This is a genomic window from Sphaerobacter sp., assembly GCF_019683595.1.
GTDB lineage: Bacteria > Chloroflexota > Chloroflexia > Thermomicrobiales > Thermomicrobiaceae > Sphaerobacter.
On record NZ_JADGHZ010000045.1, the window covers coordinates 1 to 21,934 of the forward strand.

Consider the following 21,934-nt stretch of genomic DNA (forward strand, 5'->3'; position numbering starts at 1 on the left):
TCGAATCCTCTCACCCCGACCGATGCGGGAGTAACTCAGTTGGTAGAGTTCCTGCCTTCCAAGCAGGCTGTCGCGGGTTCGAGTCCCGTCTCCCGCTCCGCCAGAATCCCCGCCCCGGCGGGGATTTCTTTGTGCCCGCAGTCGGCAGCCTCGCCGGCTGCTGGATCGCAACATCCAGACGCTAGAACTCCCACTGACCTGTTTCTGCCCGATCGCACTCACTGAAATGGTTCATAAGCCTGACTTGCGAGGAAGGCGCCGAAGTCAGAGTATGCGTAGGGATCGCGAAGCTGCTCAACGGCATAGTTGTCGACCAAACGCTGGAACTGAGCTTGGCAGGCGTCGCGCGCCAATGGACCAGCAACGAGAGCTGCTTCGCAGTAGGGCTCGATGAGGTACACCCAGTAGGCAGACGGCCCTGGTGCGATAAAGTCCGGGTCGGAACCAGCTTCGATGGCGCGAACACGCCGGCCGATATCGCTCTCGGGTTCGTAAATGGCAGCTCGTATTTGGGCGTAGGCGTGCTCCCGCAATTCGTTCAGGTAGGTATAGCCGTCAGCCGACTGGAACCATGTGATGTACTCGACGAGCCACGAATAAATGCCCATGGTGTTGGAGTTGAAAAAGCCGACCTCTGCTGTCACGAGGTGGTAGAGGTGACGGATGGGGTCAGCGCGTTCCAGATAAAGCTGAGCACCGGGGTTGGTCGGGGAATATGGAACGCCGGTTACCTCCTCGAGGGCAAGAACAATAGCTGCCTGGGGGTCGAGGTATGCCGGAGAGAGGATCGATTCCGGCATCGGCTGGGGCTGTGGGGTGGGTTCCGGCGGTTGCACATGACCAATGCTGGCGACGATCTCCCAAAAAAGGGTGGCCTGCGGCACGGACCCGTCGGCCGCTTTGGCGAAAAAGCCCGTTATCGTCCACGCGGCACCGGCCGCCGAGTACGAGACCGTGATCACTTGGCTCGGGCTACCGTAGACGTTTCGGTCCTCAACTTTGACAAGGCCTGGGTAGCCGTCAGTACCGACCTGGATGGGTTCGGCGACTGTCATCGGGGAAGGAGGTCCCGACTGCTGAATCGTGACCGCGCTGCTGCCGGCGGGAAAGACGCCACCCAACACCTGTGTGCTGCTCGCCAACATGAGCGGATTCGCTGGGGTGGCCTCAGCGACCACCCACGCGGTCGGGTAATCTATTGCGATCCCCAACACGGGATCGACATAGTGGGTCCATTCCACGGCTGGTGGCGGGGCCGGTGTCGGTGTCACGGTAGGCGACGCCACGGGAAGTTCGACCACCGTCTCTGCTGGGGACACATGCGGCGACGGTGGCGGTGAACCTGACGGAGTGGAGATCCCTGCTGGTTCAGCCGGCCGACAGTTAGTCACAGCAGCCACGATGAACACGAATATCACGATGTTCTTCGCTGATCCTCGGCGTGGTATCACGCGGATACCCCTTTCCTGACCATTCCTGTGCCCTATGCAACGTGCTCATCGCGGGGCGACGGGCGACATCACGGTGGCAAAGTTATCACTTTCAGAAAAACGAATGGCTCGCGGCGCGGTGCCCGGTCCTCCCGACGTGGGTTCAGCAGAGCCACCGAGAGCTGGCAAGCGGCACGTGCCACACTGCTCGCCAGCACCCTTCCTTCCACAACCGGGGTGGTGGACGTGCGAGGGACGGGGCACGACCTAAGGTCGGCGGATATTCCTCCCGTTACGGTTCGATTCGACATCGGCGCGCCCCGAGGCTGGCAGGTCAAGAGTCCATAGGTGGTCAGTGTACCCAATCTGGGACTGCAATCTGGACAAGCGCGTCGGCATTGCAGGGCTGAGCCCAAACACCGTTTGTCTCACCATCGCGTTGGAAAGCTTGGAGGTGAGCGCCGGAACGACCCGTACCCCGAGCCTGGCTGACCAGAGCGACATGCAGCGCCGGGTCACCTGCGCGCACCCACAAGGCAGTGAAACAACGCCGGGCGTCGGGCGATCCATGGACGCTGGACCAACACTTCGTGACCGGGTGGCGGATTGCCGCACGACAAGACTCTGGGCTGGGCGTCCGTCCCACATGAACGAGGCCACCTGCCGAAGGTGACCTCGAGGTTCGCCGCATGTTCACCATCCGCGGAGGCGGATCGCCTCAGGTTGCGAGCAGTTTCGCCTTGGCGGCCTGGAATTCGTCGTCGGTGAGCATGCCCGCGTCTTTGAGTTGGGCGAGCTGCTGGATCTGGGTCATGAGATCGGAAGGGGGCGGAACAGGCGGGGTTGCTGCGGACTGTACCTGTTGGGCCTGCAAGGATTCGAGCTGGGAGTGCAGCTCGTCGATCTGCGCCTGGGAATCAAGCGCGGCGGCGTCGGCCGCCTGTTCTTGCTGCTGGCGCATTGCGCGGTCGTCCATCCGCCCGCTGACGGCGCGCGAGGTCGCGGTCGCGGTGCCGGCGATGACTGCCGTCCGCGCCGCCGTCCGCACCACCCCGGGTCCACGCCGGCCGGCCATTCCACGTCTCACCATCAGTTGTGCCTCCTCGGCAGTCGCCGGACGTTTCCACGCGCGTCACGGCGTCTCGGGTTCAGCCGCATAGAGTTGCTCCATGACTACGCGCGGGATGTGCTCGTACAGCACGAGTTCACTGTTTGCGCGACGAAGCGCGTCGACGAACCGCGTGGCCCACGTGTTCTCGAAGAGCATCAACGCGGCGGACTCGTTTCGCTCGAGCGCGCCGGCCAACTGCACGGCATCCTCGGTCGAGAGCAGGCCGGGGACATCGTCACTGAGCGGGTCGAAGGCGGCAAACTCGTCTCCCTCGAGCTCGCTGATCTCCGTGGTCGTCACGTTACCCGCGTTGTCCTTTCGCATCAGCAGGATGTCGATGATACGGATCGTCCCCTGGTCCGTCAGCTCGCGGAGCGCAGGGCCGATCCCGCCATTGAACACATTCCCCGGGAACTTGACGACGACAAGGTCTACGGGTCCGTACGACATGTGTCACCTCCTTCGCCTGCGTGCGAATCGCGTCGTTCTCGCGAGCCCGCCGCCGCCTGATTCGGTACTGGATGGCGGTGTTGGTCAAACCGGTGGACACCAGTTTTCCGGTCGTTGACGAATGCCCCGCTCGAGCAGGGCAGCGATTCGCAGCGCGATTGCGAACGATGATCCTCACTCGGCTGTCAGGCGGTGCGTGCCGTACTCGGCGGTACGGACCGGGATGGCAGTCGGGTGTCGATTCCGGTCGTGCTTCCGACGATCTCGGGACCGGCGTGGTGCATGCAGCACGTCACTCCGGCCACACCACTCGGTCATCCGCCACACGGTCACGGGACGAATCCGGAACCGTGCATCCGGTTCGACCCGTACCCTGATCCTGGCGAATCGCCGGGCCACGCCACCCTGCGTCGCCCGGTGCGCGCGACCGCCGGAATCGCACGAAGCGTCACCGCGAGTACTCGTCGATGGCCGCTTGTCGTGCCATGCCCTCCTGGACCCAGTAGCTCGACCCTTCCTTGGCCGGCAGCACCGCGCCGATCAGCCACAGGATGGGGAAGAAGATGCCGATGATCCCGAGGAGCGTGTACCCCTTGCGGAACGTCAGCATACAGACGGTGAGCAACAGGGCGAAGTAGAGCGTCAGCAATGTGATGGACAGGATCCATTCGAGGCCCGACATCGGACTGCTCCTTCATGAGCCCGCCGCCGTCACGGTCGACAGCGCCAGCGGAATCACCAACGACACACGCGAATCCATGGGCGAACTGTAGGCCGGGTGCCAACCCGTTCACATCACCCCTTCGGGAGTAGTCGGCGGGTGTAGCCCATGCAGCGATGGGAGGGCCTCACCGCCTCGAACGCCGCCGCCATCGACCAGTGCACACACGTGATTCCCGACACGTAAACCGATGTGACGGGAGCCACGGCGGTTGCTAGGGCTCACAGTTCAGCGACGTCGATGCCTCTCGGAAGGACGTAATGACGTCCTGCACCGCGGTCTGCAACTGCTGCGCCTTGGTGTCCTCACTCTTGCTACTGTTGAGGTCGTCGAGCGCCGACTTGAGCTCGTCGAGCGACTTCCGCAGGTCGTCGATACTGGTGCTCCGCACGTCGGTGGTGGCAGTGCGCACCTGGTCGACGCTCGCCTTGAGATCGTCCCAGGATCGCTTGAGCTGCTCCGGCGTTACGTCGCCACTGGTGACGACGCCGGCGAAGTTGGCGAACGACGTGCGGAGCGAGTTTAGGCTGGTGCAGAACGCCGACGCTCCGGGCGCGGGCGAACCGGCCCCTGGGGAGCCCGCCGGAGGAGATGTGGACATACCTCCGCCAGCAGACGACGTCGTCGTCGGAGACAGCATCTGTGCACTGGACCCGCCGCAGGCAGCCGCGATCAACGCGACGAGCACGATCGCAAGTATTCGTCTGATCATCACACGTTTCTCCTCTGCTATTCCCGCAGCGCCGGGTGCATGGATGCGTTGCGTACCGTCCGATCCGCCGCGAGTCGTCAACCTCGTCTCCAGGAAGACGGCCACGGACGCGGCATGCAACACGAATGAGACGAATCGCCCGGCGCTAGACGTTGCGAACTAGTCTAGGGACTCGGCAGCACGGGCTAATCGGCAGTCGGTCGCATTCCTCGGGTGTAGACCGCAGCCGGTCACAACATCGGGCACCGACCACCCACGCCCAACCCGTGGGGTGCGTCACACTGGCGGTCCATGCGGACCTGGCATGAACGTGGCGCCACGGACGGCGGATTCTCTCCACAGCACACGAGGCGTCGCGCACATCCAGCCTGCGTCCCGCGATTGAACCCGCGGGTTTGATCAGGCCCGGCAGCCGGCACGGTAGCGTGGGCGCATTGAGATCCGTGAGACGCGCGATGCCCGGGAAGGACGTGCCCGTGACCGCGAAAGATTCGGGGGGTGCCCCATGGACAGCGGGTGGCCGGACGGGGGTGTCAGCCCAGATCCACGCCTGGCCGCGCTGGGCGTTCCGTATGTTGATCGTGATCGCCGTGGTCCTGTTGGCCGTAGCCAACATCGCCGTCTGGGTCAACCTCAGCTTCGTCAACGCGTCGCGCTTCGTCGACACCGCCGTCGGCGTGCTGCAGCACGAGGACATGCGGCACGCCATCGCACAGAAGAGCGTCGACAAGCTGATGGGGGATCGACCGGCCGTCCTCCAGGTGGTCGAACACGCCATGGTCAACGCCGTGACGGACCTGCTCGGCACTCCGGCGCTTCAGGACGCGTTGCGCACCATCGCGAGCCAGCTCCAGCCGATGCTCATCACTGGCGAGAAACCGACAATCACGATCGAGTCGCGGGCCGCGGAAGCGATCGTGCGGACCGTGCAGGCAGTCGCACCGGGAGAGACGCCCGCCGTGCAGCGGAGCGGAGGAGCGGTGACGATCGAGTTGTTCGCACGCCGCGACATCCCGTCCCTGGCACCGTACGTCAACGCGATCCAGTGGGCCGGCATCGTCTCGGGTGTCGTTGGGGTCGGCCTTCTCGCCCTGCTCACATGGGGCAGCCCGGGCTGGCCGCTCGGCCTGCGGCGCGCTGCCCTCGCGGTGATGAGCGCGGCCGTCGCCTCAGGCATCCTGATCTTGATCCTGGGGCTGGGGTTCATCAGCCAGGTTCCGGATGCATCAGCGAAAACCATCGTCAGCGGCGTCTACCGACCCTTCGCCGTCCAGTTCCTGGTGCAGTCCGCCATCCTCTTTCTGGTGGGACTGGTGGCCTGGGTCGTCGGCTGGCGGCGTCGCGGGTTGGTCGCGCGGGACTAGGCATTGGCCCGCGCAGCACCGGACCAGGTGCGCACACGGAAGGCGATCCCTGCCCGGTCTCTGAGACGGCCAACCGGTGGAGGGGTGCCCGAGCGGCACCCGCCCGTGCGTCATTGCCAACGCTGTGGGCGGCCGGGCCTCAGTCCCCGGCACTCCCTGCGCCGCCGGCGGCCGCGGGCGCCTGGGCAGGCTGCGCGGGCGGGGTGATACCGGGGCTGGCCCCCGCGCCGACCTGCGGCTGATCCGCCGGCGCCGGCTGCACAGGGGCGCCTTCCACGAGAGCGTCCCGCACCATGAGCACCTGGCTGATATCGTCGGCCCGTCCGATGTTGAGGATCGCCCGCGTGTTGCCGGCCAGGGCGCGGGCGACGTCAATCCGAACCGAATCCCAGTCGTACGCGGCCGCGCGTGGGAATTGCTGCAGCCGCTCGTCCAGCTTCGCCAGTCGCAGGGATTCGGATGCAGCCTGGAGAGAGATCAGTCCCTGTCGAGCCTCTTCGATCTCCCGCCGGATCTCCAGTTCCTCATGTTCGCGGTGCATGCGTGCGAGCATCCCCTGCCGGTCGAGCGTATCCCGTTCGGTCTGACGTTGCTGAGCGAGGGCCTGCTTCTCTGCCTGCTCCGCGCGCTGGAGCACGGTCAGTTGCCGCTCTTCTTGGGTCTGAATGAAGGCAGCCGGCGGCTGCGCGAAGGTGATCTTAATCTTCTGGATGCGCACCCCATACGACTCCATGTCGGGTGCGATCATCTGCCGTAGGTCGTCGGTGTCGCGCTGGGTGAAGTTGAGCACTTCCTCGACCGTGGCCTGGCGAATGACCGCGCGCAGCGCCTCCTGGCAGGATGCCTGGAGCACCTGGTCGAAGTCATCCGTCGAGATGTTGAAGACGAAGCGGTGCGGCTCCTCGATCGAGAAGGTCACCAGAGTATCCACCGTCACCCGGACATTCTCGCGGGTGGGCGACTCGACCACTGGCACGTCGAACGGGATCTCGCGCCGGGTGACGAGGTGGGAGACGCCAATCCACGGAGCCATCCGATACGTGCCGCTGCCAATCGTTCTTGTATACCGCCCGCCGCGGGAGAGCAGGCCGTTCGCACCCTCGGGGATGCGGACCAGGAATGATCGGTAGACGGCCAGTGCCACCAACAGCGCGGCAATGAGCACCACCGGCAGCACGAGCCACGCGATCACCAGGACCACGATAACCGTCGGGAGCCCAAAGACGAGCACGGCCGCCGCCAGGGCGAGGAGATCGTTGCGCACGTGATGCGACCGCCTCGGGACGATGACGATCGGGATGCGCCCGCGGGCATCCCGCTGGGCAAAGGCGTCTGCCGCATCCTCGAGCGGTACCTTCACCTGCACGAGTTGCTGAGCGGACGGGGGCATGACGTTGTCGACCGGTGATTCGGCAGCCATGAGGAATCCTCTCGGGCGTTATCGCGGCGCACCCGGTTCCGATGACGGGCTCGGAGCTCGCGTGCGTTGGTAGACCAGCGGCACGCGCGCGCCAGCCGGTTCCGCGGCAATCGCCTCCTCCGCCGCGGAGGGCACTTCGCCCGGAAGCACTCCCGCCGGGCGGGGCGGGTCGCTCAGCCGGCCGTAGGTGTAGCGGAAGAGATCGCGCACCACGGCGGCGACCGGCGCGGCGAGCAGAGCCCAGCCGAGGCCGAGTCGCGCCAGAGACACCAGGAAGATAGCGAGAAGAGCGGGATGCAGATTGATCACCCGGTTCTGGATGCGCCCCGTGACCAGGCGCCCTGCCAGCCACCGGACTCCCAGGTACACGGCCAGCGCCGCCAGAGCAATCTCCGGCGTGGTACGTAGGCCCGTCAGGAGGATCACCACCCCCACCGCGATTGGGCCGAAGGTCGGGATCAACTCAAAGAGGCCGGCAAGGGTGGCCAGAGCGAGCGGATAGCGGGTTACCTCGTACCCGGCTCGTTCCATCAGCAGGAACCCGCCGAACAACAGGATCCCGATCAACAACCCCAGCCCTGCCAGCCCGCGCAGATAGGCGCCGAGCGCCCGATCGACGATCCGCAAGACGGCCCAGAAATCGCCCTCCATCCAGTCGGGAAGCGCCCGGCTGATGGCCGTCCCCGCCTGCCGCTGATCTTTCATCACCAGGAGCAGCCAGATCGGCAGCACCAGGATGCCGAGGACAAGGGCGATGGTCTGAATGACGCCCCGGACAACCAGGATCACGAGTTGGTCGAACCCGCCGATGGCCTGCTGGAGCTCCGCCCGCGCGTTCAGCAGTGCGGTCTGCAACTGTTCACGGACGAATGTTTGCACTGGCACCGGCCAGCTTGCGATCAGCCCATTGAAGCGATCGACGAAGCTATTGAGCGCCTCGGGTGACGGCACGCCGCGGTACGCGCCCACTGTCTCAATGACGAGCGGACGAAGCACGAGTACGACTACCCCGACGAGCAACCCCGCCAGCAACAGCGTCCACAGCGTCGCGGCCACGACGCGAGGCATGACGCGGTCGAACGCGTTGACGAGGGGAAGCAGGATATAGGCAAAGGCCGCACCGATCACGAAGGGCAAGGTCGCCGGCCACGTCGCCCGGAACAGCGCGACGAGGCCCACAGTTGCACCGACGACCATCACGAACCGGGCGATGCCGCCGGGGGTCAAGGAGCGGACCTGGGCGCCCAGTTTCCGCCACTGGCGCGCCGCACGGCTCTGTGCCGCAGCGAGCCGCGCATCTACGGCAGGCTCCGTCTGGGACTGCGTCTGGATTGCCATGCCTTCGCCTCTCCGCAAGGAAACACCGGCCGAATGGCAAGCACGGACGACCGCGTCGGCCAGCACATCGCCCCTCGTTAGAGGATCGTACGCGGTGCGCCCGCGGACTCAGACCCCCACGCGGTCGTAGCGGTCGGTCGTAATCAGTACGGGGAACGGAATGCGACGACGTGCGCTGTCCCTGGGAGGCGCGGGGCGATCCTGACGGCACGAGGTTTGCGCGCCTCGGAACAAACCGAAGCGCAGCGTAGAGGAGCGAAGGTGGAGGCCGAACACCCCCAGTTGCCGGCGGCACCTGGATACTCCCCCTTCCCATGACGTGGCCGACTCCGAAGGCACACGTCGGTGACGCCCCGATCCGGTAGGGGCCTCGTCGGCACCGCACCTCGTGACCTTGCACCGCACGTACCGGCTAAGGGTATTCATACTATGCAGATCGCTCAGCTACGCGTGTCCCCGCTCCTGCCCCATTGGGACTGGGGTCCGCTCCTGACCTCCAAGTTGCGTCCACCGGCTCCCCGTGGCGAATATGTCAACCGACCGCGCTTGCTCGCAGCGTTAGACGGAGACCGCCAGGATACGGTCACGCTCCTCGTCGGCCCTGCCGGCTACGGCAAGACCACGTTGCTCGCCCAATGGGCCGCCCAGAGTACGCAGCCCGTCGCGTGGCTCGCTCTCTCCTCCAGCGAGAATCACGCGGCCGTCTTCACCGCGTACGTGATCGGCGCCATCCGTGAGATCGACTCGGGACTTACCCGCCTCGACCCCATGGATCCGCGGCTACGGACAGCCACCCCCGCCAAGTTGGCCACGATGCTGCTCAACGACATTGCCGAGGCGGAAGACCCATTCGCGCTGGTCATTGACGACTACCACGTGATCGACGATCCCGGGGTCCACGCGGTGGTGACAGCCCTGCTCGAACACATGCCGGAAAACCTGCACCTCATCATCAGCAGCCGGCATGAACCACCCTTCCCGCTGGCGCGATTGCGCGTCCTCGGGAAACTGAGGGTCATCGGCATCGACGAGCTCCGCTTCACGCCCGATGAAAGCGCCGCGTTCTTCGCCGGTCTTGGGATCGCGCTCGAGGAGCAGGACGTCGACACACTGCATGAGCGCACCGCGGGTTGGATCGCCGGGCTCAAGATGGCGGCGCTCAGCCTGGTGGAAGGGGCAACCAGCGACGAGACCTTCCTCCAGCGTATGAAGACGTCGTCGCGGTTGCTGCAAGATTTCTTGCTCGAAGAGGTCCTCTGGCGGCAGCCACCCGAGGTACAGGGATTCCTGCTCCGGACCGCGCTGTTCGACCGCTTTAGTGCCGACCTCTACCAGGCGATCACCGGGCAGTCGGGGTTGCCGTTGCTCGAACGGGTGCTGCGCGCGAACCTGTTCATCATCCCGCTGGACCAGCAGGCGACTTGGTTCCACTACCATCACCTGTTTCGGGAGTTCCTGCGTTCGCGGGCAGCCGTCGAGTTGGACGAAGCGGCCCGCCTCGAGATCTTCCGACGAGCCAGCGTCTGGTTCGCACAGCAGGGGATGACCGGCGAAGGCGTCTCCGCGGCGATCACCGGCCGCGACTGGAATCAGGCCGCGTCTATGATGCGCCCGATCGTCGATGCGGCGATGCAGCGAGAGGATCTCGGGCAACTCGCGAACTGGTTCCGCGCGCTCCCACCCGGCCTGCTCGACGCGGATCCCGACCTGGCCAGCCGCTACGCCTGGTGCCTGGTGCGAATCGGCGACCTGGGTGAGGCCGAACAGGCGATCGCGCGCGCCGAGCACGTAGCGGAAGCGCAAGGCGATCTGCTCTCGCTGGCAAGCGCGACGATCGCCGGCGCGCAGCGGTCGCGCTTCTCCGACGACCCGATATCCCTGATCCGGCAGGCGGAGCACGGCGCGGATCTGCTCACCCGTCTCGCGGACCAACACCAGCCCGAGGACGACGCGGCGACCGATCCGATGTTGAGCCATATGCGCGTGCTCCACGTGATGAACGCCCTGGCGCGCGTTCTCCGGGCGTCGGGGCTGCGCCTGTTGGGTCACGCGGCCGAGGCGGAGCGGGTCGTGGTCGCGGCTCGGGAGTTCGCGCGCCGCCCAGATACGCCGTTCCAGTTTCAGGCGGCCACGGTCGAGCTCGGGCGGGTGTTGATTCAAGTGGCGCGACTCGCCGACGCGTACGACCTCCTGCAGGAAGCGGCCGCGGCGACGACCATCTATCCGAGCGACCGGCGGCTCGCGCTGCTCTCGCTCGCTGAAATCGACCTCGAGGGCAATCGACTCGATGAGGCGCAGCGCTCACTGGATGAGAGTCGCACGAGTCTCGAGCGATCCGTCGTGCGCGTCTGGTGGCCACACCTCCACCTCCTTCAAGCACAGGTCGATTGGGCCCGCGGCGCGCTCGACGCCGCGATCGAGGACGCGCAGGAGGCGGGCCGCTTAGCAACGGAGAGCGGCAACCAACGCATCGCGCGCGAGGCAGCGGCGCTCGTGGCGCAGATCGAACTCGCCCAGGGCCACTTCGGGACGGCGTACAAGTGGACCTACGACGCCCACCTCGCTCCGGATGACCCAGCAGATTACGTCCGCCTGCGGGAGCATCTGGTGTACGCCCGCGTGTTGATGGCCCAGGACGAGGTCGATGATGCCATCGGTCTGCTCGAGCGGTTGCTCATCGCGGCAGACACCGACGGTCGAGTCGCGGATGTTATCACCATCCTCGTGAGCCTGGTGCTGGGATACCAGGAGCTCTTCGAGCTGGACAAGGCCGTCGCCGCGCTCGATCGCGCACTCGCCCTGGCGGAGGCGAGGGGGATCCTCCGCACCTTCACCAGGGAGGGGCTCCCGATGGTGCGCTTGCTCAAGGTGGCGCAGCGCCGGGGTATGTCCGGAGCTGCCGCCGCACACATCCAACGGTTGCTGACCGAGATGGGGGAAACCCCTGCCGAGACCGCCAAGCTCTTCCACCCGGACCTGATCGAAGGCGTCACGCCGCGTGAGATGGAAGTCCTGCGGCTTATCGCAGTCGGGCTTGCCAACCGGGAGATCGCTGACGAGCTCTACATCTCGGTCTCGACGGTCAAGCGCCACGTCACCAACCTGTATGGGAAGCTCGGCGTGTCGACGCGCACCGCAGCCGTCCAGAAGGCACGACACCTCGGGTTGCTGGCACGACCAAAGGGCTCGACCGCCATTGAGGGTGACTCGCTGACGGACTCACGCTGAATACACCCCGCGGCTGCGACCGCAGGGGTCGTGTCCGCGAACAGGCACCATCCTACCCTGAGATGGAGACCCTTTCGACGCGCCGCTCCGGCCGGCGCACGCACCTGCCGGAAAACCCTGAGGGTTGTCTCACCACGAACCTCCAAGAAATGTCGGACGTGATGACACACATACCATCCGACCCAGAGCGCGACACGCCCGGCTCGGACTGGTACCGGGAACTCGAGCATCTTGCCCTGCGCCATGAGATGGGTGAGGTGAGCGACGATGAGTTTGCGCGGGAGAAGGCACGGATCCTGAGAGAGGTCAATCGGCCTCACCTCGGTGCCAGCCCGCTCCAGCTCATCGTGGCCACGTACGCCACCGAGACCGATGCCCGCAGCGCATTCGATCAGCTCGGGATGCTGAACCAGGATGTCATCGCCGGGATTGTCGATGCGGCAGTGCTCGCACGCGAACGGTCCGGTGTGGTGCGCGTCGCCGCCTACGGGTCGTCGGTGACCAGCAAGAGCGGGGAGCACCGGCCCGCGATCGGTACCATCGCCAGGGTGATGTTTCCCCCCTCGCTGGTCAGCGGAGTCGAACCGGGGCCGCCCCGCGATTCGTCGGTCGATGCTCTGCGCGGATGGCAGGCTGATGCATACGACTTGCGTGCGATGGGCAACCGCGTCTTACCAGGGGAGGCGGCGATCATCGCCGTGGTCCACAGCCAGGAAGCGGACGAGGTGGTCAGTCACCTTCAGAGCTACATGATCTGCACCAGACACATGCTGCACCCGGGCATCGCGAACGCCATGCTGGGAGAAGCCACCGACGACCACGACGCTGACGCCCCGTAAGGGTGTGTGACGAGCCGCGACCGGCGCGCACGTCACCGGATCCTACGCGCTCATCGCGCCCTCCAGGAGCACGCCGTCTCCCGAACGCCAACGACAACCCCACCATCACGACCATGACCGGGCCGAAGGCAACCGTGAGCCGCCAGCGCCGATTAGTCGGGGATAGACCACCTCGCGGAGCGTTGGATGGTCGAAGGCCGGCACTCGACGGCCGGTCGAGCTTCGACATCCGGTGCGGACACTCATGTACACCTTCGGTTTGCGACCTCCCGGATGACGCTTGACCGCGAGGGAACCGCGACACTGGTGCGGGAAGGCGTCGCCAGGGAGACGAGCAGCCGCGTCCGGATTCCAAACCGGACGCGGTCGCTGCTCAGTCAGTGATCCTCCCGACGTCAAGCCACGAACATGCCGATCAAAGGTCGGCCGCGTCTCCCAAGGAGCGACGACGCGGAGCCGACTCCAGCCACAATCGAGAGGAGCGGTAGGCAAGCATGGATGCGAGCGAAACCTTCTTCAATCAACTCGGCCATCGCGGGCATGTGCCGGCGCTGGAGACAGTCACCGGCTCGGTCCGCTTCGACCTCCAGGAAGACCAGGGAACCGACCACTTCCGAGTGGCGCTGACGCACGGCGCTGTCGCCGTGACCAAAGACGATACCGACGCGGACTGCGTCCTGACCGCGAGGCGAGCGATCTTCGATGACATCGCCAGCGGCGACACGACCCTTCTGGTCGCGTTGCTGCGTGGCGACCTCGGAATTCAGGGCGATGTCGGGATGCTCGTGCTCTTCCAACGGCTCTTCCCCGTACGGCAGCACTCGAGCGGCCGCTCCGCCGCGACCGACACCGAGAGGGCGCACTCATGACAGACGGGTTGATCAAGATCCTTGACGGAAACACCTTCGCTGTGAGCGACGAGCGAGGCGACATCGAGGCGTCGCTTTCCGACCCGACCGGCCTCTTTTCGTACGACACGCGCTTCCTCTCACGCTGGGTTCTGACCATCGATGGCCAGCGGCTCAACGCGCTTTCGACCGACGATCTCCAGTACTTCGAGACGCGTTTCTTCCTCGTCCCCGGCACCGGAACCGTGTACGTGGACGCCAAACTCTCGGTGATCCGCCAGCGTGCAGTCGGCGACGGCTTCCACGAGTCCCTTACGCTCATCAATCATGAGCAGACGCCGGTCGACGTCACGGTACGGATCGAGGCCGACAGCGACTTCGCCGATCTCTTCGAGGTCAAGGACGCGCTCAAGAAGCACGGGACGTACACACGGCGGGTCGACGATGGACGGCTGATCCTCGGGTACCAGCGCGGGTCGTTCAAGCGACAAACCGCCATCTCCTCGTCGGAGCCGGCCCAGATTGACGAGCACGGCCTGACCTACACCGTCCACATCGAGCCACACGAAGCCTGGTCGACCGACGTCGACGTCGTCACCACACTGATCGGCTTCGGTGAGACCCGCATCCAACCGAAATACGTCGAAGACGAGAGCCGTCCCCGTCCGAGCATGCAACAGGATCTGGGACGGTGGCTCGACGATGCGCCGCGGGTCGTGTGCGACTGGGAGCCGTTGACGGCGATTTACCGTCGCAGCCTGGTCGATCTCGCCGCGCTCCGCTTCTCCCCCACCATCGCCAAGGGTCAGAGCCTGCCGGCCGCGGGGCTGCCATGGTTCATGACCATGTTCGGCCGCGACAGCATCTTCACCAGCTTGCAAGCGCTGCCGTTCACGCCGGAGCTGGCCGCGACAACCCTCCGCGTGCTCGGGCAGTGGCAGGGGAGCCGCGTCGATGACTTCCGCGACGAGGATCCCGGCAGGATCCTCCACGAGATGCGCTACGGCGAGATGACGGCATTCGAAGAGCGGCCGCATTCACCGTACTACGGCACCGCTGACGCGACGCCGCTCTATGTGGTGCTGCTCGACGAGTACGAGCGCTGGTCAGGCGACACCGACCTCGTCCGCGCCCTGGAGCCCGAGGCACGCGCCGCACTGAACTGGATCGACGCATACGGCGACCGGCTGGGCAACGGGTACATCTCCTACGAGCGCCGCAACGAAGAGACCGGCCTCGAGAACCAGTGCTGGAAGGACTCCTGGGACTCGATCTCCTACCACAATGGGGACTTGCCCGGCTTTCCGCGCGCGACCTGCGAGCTCCAGGGATACGCCTACGACGCCAAGATGCGCGGCGCCCGGTTGGCGCGTGCGGTTTGGAACGACCCCGAATACGCCGACCAGCTCGAGAGCGAAGCGGACGAACTCAAGCGCCGCTTCAATCGCGACTTCTGGGTTGCGGACGGCGAGTACTACGCGCTGGCGCTCGACGCTGACGGCCGGCAGGTCGACGCCTTGTCCTCGAACATTGGACACCTGCTCTGGAGCGGCATCGTCGACGAGGCGCGGGCGCCCGCAATCGCACGCCACCTCGTGGGTCCGCGCCTCTTCTCGGGCTGGGGAGTTCGCACACTGGCCGAAGGGGAAGGTCGCTACAACCCCATCGGCTACCACGTCGGCACCATCTGGCCGTTCGACAATTCGTTTATCGCGTGGGGCTTACGGCGGTACGGTTTCAAGGATGAGGCGGCGCAAATCGCCTCCGGGATTCTTGATGCAGCGGCGATCTTCGACGGGCGCCTACCCGAGGCGTTCGGAGGCTACGAACGGTCGCTGACGAAGTACCCGGTCCAATATCCCACCGCATGCAGCCCGCAGGCCTGGTCGACCGGCACGCCGCTGCTCCTCATCCGGACGATGCTCGGCCTCGAGCCGATCGGCGACCATCTGACCGTCGACCCGGCGCTCCCCGTCGGCATCGGCCGTCTGGAGGTGCTGGACATCCCCGGGCGCTGGGGACGCATCGACGCCTTCGGTCGAGGCCGCGTGGACATCAAACCGCCGCAGCTTCAGCCGCGGCTGGAGGATGCAGCCACCTCGTCGAGTTAACCTACTCACTCGCACGGAGAGCCCCGCGGGGGACGCCCCTGATGGCCGTCATCACCCGCGGGGCGCCCCATGCAGCTCAACCTGGCGACCGGTCCGAACCCGGATCAGCGGGCCGGGTGGGCCATCTGATCGATCGCCGCCGTCACCGCCAGGATCACGGCGTCGTTCTGGCCCGGTGCCACCTCCACGCCGTAGGTGTCCCGAACCCGGAACCAGTTCTTGGACACCTCGGCGACCCGGTCGCGGCCATCGCCGATATGGTATTCGTGGTCGAGGATGTTGCCCTGCACCTCGAGGTCGGGCCCATCGGCGACGCGGACCACCCAGCGGTCACGGAGCGGCGTGATCAAGGCCTTCTTGACCATCGCGACGCGGTCGCCGCCGGGTCCTTCAATCTCCATGCTGTCCTTGATACGCAGCATCCGCTCCTGGATCTTGCAGAGCTCACGCCCATGTGCGTCCTCGAAGATCAGCGTCTGCCGGACGCGCAGAGCCTTGCCGTCCACCTTGAAGACGCGCTCGCCCCGCTCGTTCTCGATCCAGTAGTCGTCCCCGATGGAGAGCAAGCGCTGGCGCATCTGATAGCGATGCCCGTCAGCAGCCCCTGCGGAGCCGGACTCCTCAGCTCGTTCCTCTCGTCGTCGCCGTATCATCGTTTCCCTCCGAGTCATCGTCACGCGTCATTGGCAGGTTTATCGCGGGTCGTCCCGTAGCACCCGTTCCACTCCCGGCCGCGCCGGATCTGGACTTCCCGCACGTGCGACCGAGCGCGCCGGGCCGTTCGGGTGCAAGCCCGGCGACCGACCGCAACCGTGCCAGCAGGACCGCTCCCCGATCAGGTCGCAAGGTCCCGCCCGTGCGTCGCCAGTGCCCAGATGACGACCACGTCCAGGGCGATGATCAAGAGCGACCAGAACGGGTAGTACGGGATGGACAGGAAGTTGAGGATGGCGCTAACTCCGGCGACGACGATCCCCACAAGCACCGCCCAGAGGCTCCCGCGCAGCAGATAGACGCCCGCGAGCAGGACGATGATGCCGAGAATAAGGTGGAGCCAGCCCCACGTGGTGACGTCTATGCTGAACAGGTAGTTGGGCGTCACCACGAAGAAGGCATCCTCGAGGATCGCGGACAGACCGTTGAAGGCGTGGAAGACGCCGATGATGATCAGCATCACGGCGGCAAAGAGGACGAACCCCCTTGCCCACGAAGGGGTCTTCTCCGATTCGAACACTGGACAGCTCCTCTCGGTGCCGAAGTCTGGCTCGGGTCTCTCTCCAGCCTAGAAACACCCACGTGTCCGGTGATCAACCACGAGGTCGCAGCTTCCGGTAGTACCTCCGCCACACGCGCACGGCCGCGTCGGGCGTTCACCGAGACATGCATGGCGGATCCCCGACTCGCGCCTGACGATGGGCAGTCAGTTGTTCCGCAGGCTTACGCCCCTGACTTACACCCTGTCGAACGTGTCGCGGAACCATCGCCGGACCTACATTGCATGACACGTTGGTGTGGGAGACCCATGGCGATGGCTGCGAGATGCAACGGAACTCACCCGATGGGCGAGGCAGCGATCCGCGTGTTCATGCGAACCGGCTACCGCGCCGAACGAAGGAGGGCATTGGATGTGGGTTGACGAGTCGGCCGCACAGCGTCGCACGCGTGCCCCGGACCAGCATGCTGATCTGCCGGAGGGGACAGCAGCCTGGCACCGGCTCTTCGCGGGTGCGGCAGAGGCGGCACGGGCGTTTACGGCCAGCCTGATCCACATCGTGGCGCGAGCGACACACGGACTCAACCCCGGCAACAACCAGCGGCAGGCCCGGCATAGCCCCGGTGACGGTATCGCCGGTGACGACGAGACTCGGGCGCACGATTCCCGGAGCGACCGGGAGGTGGGCGCCACCGAATCCGCCTGTCGGGCTGCCGACCCGTTACCGAACGTGGACGCCCGGCCGGTCGAACCGACCATCTCGCGCGTCGCGGGGCGCGATCGGCGTCTGCACGAGATGCTTGGGGAGCCGCTAGGGCAACTTGACCGCGCCCCGACGGCACCACTGGAGCTGGCCGGGCTGCTGGAAACGGGGTTGTCGGTACAGCAAATCAACTTCCTCGTGTTCCAGCGGTGGGCGATCGGCGGGCCGCGTTTTCCACACACCATTCGGCTCTCCTGGGAGGGAGAGCGACGGGGCCTCCTGTACAAACTGGCCCGGTGGTAGAGCGGAGTTCTGGGAGGAGCACTCGGGCACGGCTCCGCCTCCTAGCCGGCCCGGCAGGTGCCGGCACCCATCCGACGGAAACCGCAACTCGTCCCGTGACCCGGCAAGCGCACCACCGATGATTGGCAGCAATGTCCAATCGAGGTAGACACCGCCGGTGAATCGCTCGGCTGTCGCAACGTTCTGATCGGAGCACCGCGGTGAGCAACGAATCCTATCAGCTTATCGCCGCCAGCTACGGCACGTACGAACAGGGAGACACGATCCTCAAGACGATTCAGGCGATGAAGAAGGGAAGGACGATCCAGATCGCCGACGCTGCCATGATCGTGAAGACGGACGACGGGAAATTCGAGGTTACGGAGACCAAGGCGCTGACCGGACGCAAGGGCGCCCGCCGGGGCGCGGTCATCATGGGGACGTTGGGGCTGATCTTCCCACCCAGCTTCATCGCGAGCATCCTCGTCGGTGGTGGGCTCGGTGCGCTCTTAGGCAAACTGCGCGACACCGGGATCAAGACCGACGAACTGGACCGACTCGCGCAGAGCCTCGAGCCGGGTCAGGTCGCCGTACTGGTCCTGGCTCACGCCGACTCGGTGCGGAAGGTCACGAGGGCGCTCCAGGGCTACCAGGGGATGATCGTCACCGAGCCGATTGACGCCAACGCCACAGCCACGCTGGCAGAGTCACCGAGCGTGCCGAGCGAAAGCCCCAACGTCGAAGGCTAACTGGCCGCGGTCGCCGTCCTGGCCGTCGGGTGTTCACACCCCCTGGCCCGACGCCCGGCCAATGGACTATGGACTAGTGGTGTTGCTGGGTCGGCACTTCCAAGTCGCCCGCGGCGGGCTCTGGTGCGGAGGCCTCTCCGTTCGGATGGTCGGCTTTCCCGCGGACGGCTTCCGATGCCGGCGCATCCGGAGTTGCTACCCCATCGGCGCTGACGACGCTCATCGTCTCGATCTGGCGTGCGAGACGCTGCAGATCGTCCGCGTTCGTGCCGAGCGCGGCCGACATCCGCACCAGGCCCTCCCGCAGCGATCGCATCCGGACGGTAAGGCGGCCCAGCCGATTCTCGACCAGCCCGAAGGGCCGGACGTGCGTGAGCGGAACGGAACGGCCTGCCGTCGACTTCGCACCCGACACAGTGCGGATTACCTCGTCGAGCAGTTCTACGCTCTGGGCCAGCGACTCCTGCGCGAGCACGGCGGTCGAGGCAAAGTCGTCCAGGGTCGCGACCGCCAACGCGCGACTGTCCGCGATGGATGAACCTTCGCGCAGCGTCCGCGCCTGCGCGCGCCACCCCGGCCGACGGTAGACGTAGATCAGGGTGCCGATGACTGGGAACAGCACCAGCGCCACCAACCAGAGGACCTTCTCGCCGCGTGAGAGGTCACGCCGCCGAACGGTATCCCCCAGAGACACAAGCCAGAGGAGCGTCAAGGGGATAACGACGAGCACGACGATGGCCGTGTTCCAGATGGTGGAGTTGAGGCCAGAGAACGCCAGACCCATACCCGTGCCGATCAACCTACTGCCGGTACTCCGGCAGCCGCCCATCTCGTTCGTCGATCCAAGACGCACTATACGCAGCCTAAGACCCGATGCACGCCATCGGCAGGGCGCATTTCACGGTCGTACCTCCGCCGAGCATCCGTCCACACCTCCGAACTGAGAGGGGGCGTGCTCCGACGCTCACGTACCGCCCAAGCGGGTCAAACGCGCATCAATCCCCCGGGAGCGCCGCGGTGCTGCCAGTTCGAGGGTGCGCCTGCATCCCTGGCCTACGACTATGCGGAGGATGACCGCGCCTTGAACCGGGTGTTCCATGGGAAATGCACCGGGGGCGGCCCCCGCCTGCTGCGACCGGCTTCTCCTGTGTGTCCCGACACGACGACCCCCAGCGGGATCAGCACGACTGTGGGGCGTTTCCCTCACTCGGACCAGGATTGGCACGACGCGACCAGGCGAGGAGCAGTGGCATGGCACGTAACACCACCCCGGAACCGGCGGGTCTGGCCGCCGTACCGGCGGCGCTCAACGAAGGCGTGGCTGGAACCGTCGAGGACGTGAAGGCGCTGCCGAACGCGGTGTCGTCGGCCGCGGCATTCCCCGGAAAGCGGATTCTGCTGCCACTCCTCATGGCGCAGTTCCTGAATGCCTACGACACCGCGAGCATGAACGCCGCGATCAGCACGATCGCCAACGACTTGAATACGACCGTCACCGGCGTGCAGACGGCCATGGCGACCTATACCCTCGTCATGGCGGCCGGCATGATAACCGGCAGCAAGCTCTCAGACATCGTTGGGCGTCGCCGGATCTTCAACATCGGCGTGATCACCTACGGGACGGGAGCCCTCATCACGGCGTTGTCGCCGACGATCCTGGTCATGGGGTTCGGCTGGTCGATTCTCGAAGGGATCGGCTCCTGCCTGATGATCCCACCGATCTACATTCTCGCGACCGTGAGCTTCACGGATCTCAAGGCACGCGCTGCGGCATTCGGCGCAATCGCGGCCGCGGCGGCAGGTGGTAGCGCCAGCGGCCCGCTGCTCGGGGGCATCATCACGACCGCGGTCACGTGGCGCCTGTCGTTTGCCCTCGAGACGCTCGTGGTCGTGATCATCGTCATGCTGCGGGGACGAATCGTAGACCCCGGGCTTGAAGGCCCGAAGCCGAAGCTTGACGTCCCGGGAGCGATCCTCTCGGGCCTCGGCATGACAGGGATCATCGCCGGCACGCTGCTGGTCGGCAACTACGGCCTCATTACCGCGCGGCAGGACTTCTCGGTCGGTAGCACGGTGCTGCTACAACAGGGTCAGATCTCTCCGTCCATCATCGCGATCCTGATCGGACTCGCGCTGCTGGTCTTTTTCGCGTGGTTCGAGCGGTACAAGGAGCGACGTGGTGGGGAACCGCTGGTGCGTATGCGAGTCGTCCTCAATCGCATCGCGGCCACCGGCTTGTCGACCCAGGCGGCCCAGTGGCTCCTCTCCAGCGGGATCGGGTTCGTCGTCTCGGTCTTCCTCCAGGTCACGTTCGGGTTTAGCGCGATCCAGACCGGGTTGATGATGATACCCGTCATCGTCGGCGTCCTCTTCTTCTCCCGGCGCTCCGCCAAGCTCGCCAAGAAGTTCCCGGCCAAGGGGATCCTGGTCGCCGGCTTCCTCGTTGCCGAAGCCGGCATCGCCGCCATCCTCCTTCTGGTCGACCCGAACGGCTCGTCGCTCTGGTTCATCCCCGGGTTGCTGTTGATCGGCTCGGGCGTCGGCATCATCATGCCGGCATCCGTCAACGTCGTGCAGTCGTCCGCGACGGAGGCGGAGCAGGCCGACATCTCCGGCGTCTCCCGTAGCGTGTCCAATTTCGGTTCATCCTTCGGCGTCGCAATGGCCGGAGCGATTCTGGTATCGACCCTTGTCACCGGCATCACCCGCGGCGCGGACCAGAGCACCGTGCTCTCTTCGCAGCAGCAGCAGCAGATCAACACCTACGTGCAGCAGAACAACATGTCGGCGATGAGCAACGAGCAGATCGAGCAGTTGACGCAGGGCCAGCCACAGAACGTCGTCAACGAGGTCGTCAGCATCAATGCGACGGCCCGGAGTCGAGCGCTCGGCTACGCGATGCTGTCACTGGCCATCGCCAGCCTGGTGGGTCTCATCGGCGCGCTGCTCATCCCAGGACGGGCACGGCGCACCGCCGAGCAGCGCGCGAGCGGGATGGTTGAAGCACCTGCTCCGCCCGCCGCTTCCGGCCCGTCTGGCCCCGACGCCGAACCCGGCCAGCCCTCGGCCAAGCAGCCGAGTCCTGGCGGCTGAGCGGCGCAGCAGCCGCGCATTCCTACTGGCGCGGTTGCGCGCACCTGATATGAACGTTGACGAATTGCATGGGCGTTTGCCAGGCGGCATGTGCCCGGGGCTAACGGTTATTGGCGAAATGACCCTGCACACCGGCCGCTCCACGTCCAGCCTGCCTGAGCCACGTCGGGCGGCTACCGACCGTCTATGGGGTTGGTGGTGGAAAGGTTCCCACGCCGTGGCGCGTGCCCGGGGTAGGTTAGGTGGCGAAAGGCATCCCACGCCGTGGCCCCCGGGCCGCGGCGGAGGCCCCCGCCCCCGCCCCCGCCCCGCGGGCCATCCC

18 protein-coding genes and 1 tRNA gene are annotated in these 21,934 nt (G+C 65.8%); 9 read left to right on the forward strand and 10 right to left on the reverse strand.

Translation table 11 applies throughout. From position 1 onward, the window contains the following. Nucleotides 1–24: 24 nt before the first annotated feature. Nucleotides 25–97 (forward strand) — tRNA-Gly (locus IRZ30_RS07020). A gap of 121 nt (nt 98–218) precedes the next feature. On the opposite strand, the gene IRZ30_RS07025 is transcribed toward IRZ30_RS07020, so the two are convergent. From IRZ30_RS07025 to IRZ30_RS07045, 5 genes are all read right to left on the reverse strand, one after another. Continuing rightward, nucleotides 219–1,145, reverse strand: a complete 927-nt coding sequence (locus IRZ30_RS07025; protein ID WP_294084183.1) for a hypothetical protein — start codon at nt 1,143–1,145, stop codon at nt 219–221. A 1,003-nt stretch (nt 1,146–2,148) separates the two neighbouring features. Next, nucleotides 2,149–2,520, reverse strand: coding sequence for an SHOCT domain-containing protein (locus IRZ30_RS07030; protein ID WP_294084184.1), 372 nt, complete (start codon nt 2,518–2,520; stop codon nt 2,149–2,151). A gap of 42 nt (nt 2,521–2,562) precedes the next feature. Then, nucleotides 2,563–2,991 carry a DUF6325 family protein gene (locus IRZ30_RS07035; RefSeq protein WP_294084185.1) on the reverse strand — a complete coding sequence of 143 codons (429 nt, stop codon included), beginning with the start codon at nt 2,989–2,991 and terminating at the stop codon, nt 2,563–2,565. Between the two features lie 448 nt (nt 2,992–3,439). After that, entirely contained in the window at nt 3,440–3,673 is a 234-nt protein-coding gene (locus IRZ30_RS07040) for a hypothetical protein (protein WP_294084186.1), read from the reverse strand. A 253-nt stretch (nt 3,674–3,926) separates the two neighbouring features. Continuing rightward, the gene (locus IRZ30_RS07045; RefSeq protein ID WP_294084187.1) at nt 3,927–4,424 is read right to left on the reverse strand and encodes a mitofilin family membrane protein; all 498 of its coding nucleotides are present in this window, start codon (nt 4,422–4,424) and stop codon (nt 3,927–3,929) included. 530 nt (nt 4,425–4,954) lie between these two features. Between IRZ30_RS07045 and IRZ30_RS07050 the strand changes: the two genes are divergently transcribed. Beyond that, nucleotides 4,955–5,788: a hypothetical protein gene (locus tag IRZ30_RS07050; RefSeq protein ID WP_294084188.1), complete on the forward strand. Its 834-nt coding sequence runs from the start codon at nt 4,955–4,957 to the stop codon at nt 5,786–5,788. 139 nt (nt 5,789–5,927) lie between these two features. On the opposite strand, the gene IRZ30_RS07055 is transcribed toward IRZ30_RS07050, so the two are convergent. Then, entirely contained in the window at nt 5,928–7,208 is a 1,281-nt protein-coding gene (locus IRZ30_RS07055; protein ID WP_294084189.1) for an SPFH domain-containing protein, read from the reverse strand. Nucleotides 7,209–7,226: 18 nt separating this feature from the next. Beyond that, complete coding sequence (locus IRZ30_RS07060) at nt 7,227–8,546, reverse strand: AI-2E family transporter (RefSeq protein WP_294084190.1); 1,320 nt, start codon at nt 8,544–8,546, stop codon at nt 7,227–7,229. A 546-nt stretch (nt 8,547–9,092) separates the two neighbouring features. Between IRZ30_RS07060 and IRZ30_RS07065 the strand changes: the two genes are divergently transcribed. From IRZ30_RS07065 to IRZ30_RS07080, 4 genes are all read left to right on the forward strand, one after another. Beyond that, on the forward strand, nt 9,093–11,774 hold the full coding sequence (locus tag IRZ30_RS07065; RefSeq protein WP_294084191.1) for a LuxR C-terminal-related transcriptional regulator: 2,682 nt from the start codon (nt 9,093–9,095) through the stop codon (nt 11,772–11,774). A gap of 161 nt (nt 11,775–11,935) precedes the next feature. After that, a complete protein-coding gene (locus IRZ30_RS07070) occupies nt 11,936–12,613 on the forward strand; it encodes an SHOCT domain-containing protein (RefSeq protein ID WP_294084192.1) in 678 nt (225 codons plus the stop codon). A gap of 494 nt (nt 12,614–13,107) precedes the next feature. Next, the gene (locus IRZ30_RS07075; protein WP_294084193.1) at nt 13,108–13,482 is read left to right on the forward strand and encodes an SCP2 sterol-binding domain-containing protein; all 375 of its coding nucleotides are present in this window, start codon (nt 13,108–13,110) and stop codon (nt 13,480–13,482) included. Beyond that, a complete protein-coding gene (locus IRZ30_RS07080; protein ID WP_294084194.1) occupies nt 13,479–15,572 on the forward strand; it encodes a glycogen debranching N-terminal domain-containing protein in 2,094 nt (697 codons plus the stop codon). Before IRZ30_RS07075 ends, IRZ30_RS07080 begins: the two co-directional genes overlap by 4 nt. Nucleotides 15,573–15,676: 104 nt before the next feature. Here the strand turns inward: IRZ30_RS07080 and IRZ30_RS07085 are convergent, their stop codons facing one another. Then, nucleotides 15,677–16,225, reverse strand: a complete 549-nt coding sequence (locus IRZ30_RS07085; RefSeq protein ID WP_294084195.1) for an LURP-one-related family protein — start codon at nt 16,223–16,225, stop codon at nt 15,677–15,679. 182 nt (nt 16,226–16,407) lie between these two features. After that, nucleotides 16,408–16,806: a hypothetical protein gene (locus tag IRZ30_RS07090; RefSeq protein ID WP_294084196.1), complete on the reverse strand. Its 399-nt coding sequence runs from the start codon at nt 16,804–16,806 to the stop codon at nt 16,408–16,410. A 391-nt stretch (nt 16,807–17,197) separates the two neighbouring features. Here IRZ30_RS07090 and IRZ30_RS07095 point away from each other — a divergent pair, with 391 nt between their 5' ends. Continuing rightward, nucleotides 17,198–17,791 (forward strand): hypothetical protein, encoded by a 594-nt coding sequence (locus IRZ30_RS07095; protein WP_294084197.1) that lies wholly within the window; start codon nt 17,198–17,200, stop codon nt 17,789–17,791. 200 nt (nt 17,792–17,991) lie between these two features. Continuing rightward, nucleotides 17,992–18,519 carry a DUF1269 domain-containing protein gene (locus IRZ30_RS07100; protein ID WP_294084198.1) on the forward strand — a complete coding sequence of 176 codons (528 nt, stop codon included), beginning with the start codon at nt 17,992–17,994 and terminating at the stop codon, nt 18,517–18,519. Nucleotides 18,520–18,592: 73 nt separating this feature from the next. On the opposite strand, the gene IRZ30_RS07105 is transcribed toward IRZ30_RS07100, so the two are convergent. Further along, nucleotides 18,593–19,303 carry a PLD nuclease N-terminal domain-containing protein gene (locus IRZ30_RS07105; RefSeq protein ID WP_294084199.1) on the reverse strand — a complete coding sequence of 237 codons (711 nt, stop codon included), beginning with the start codon at nt 19,301–19,303 and terminating at the stop codon, nt 18,593–18,595. Between the two features lie 467 nt (nt 19,304–19,770). On the opposite strand from IRZ30_RS07105, the gene IRZ30_RS07110 reads away from it, so the two are divergent. Continuing rightward, nucleotides 19,771–21,612, forward strand: a complete 1,842-nt coding sequence (locus tag IRZ30_RS07110; RefSeq protein ID WP_294084200.1) for an MFS transporter — start codon at nt 19,771–19,773, stop codon at nt 21,610–21,612. Nucleotides 21,613–21,934: the final 322 nt, after the last annotated feature.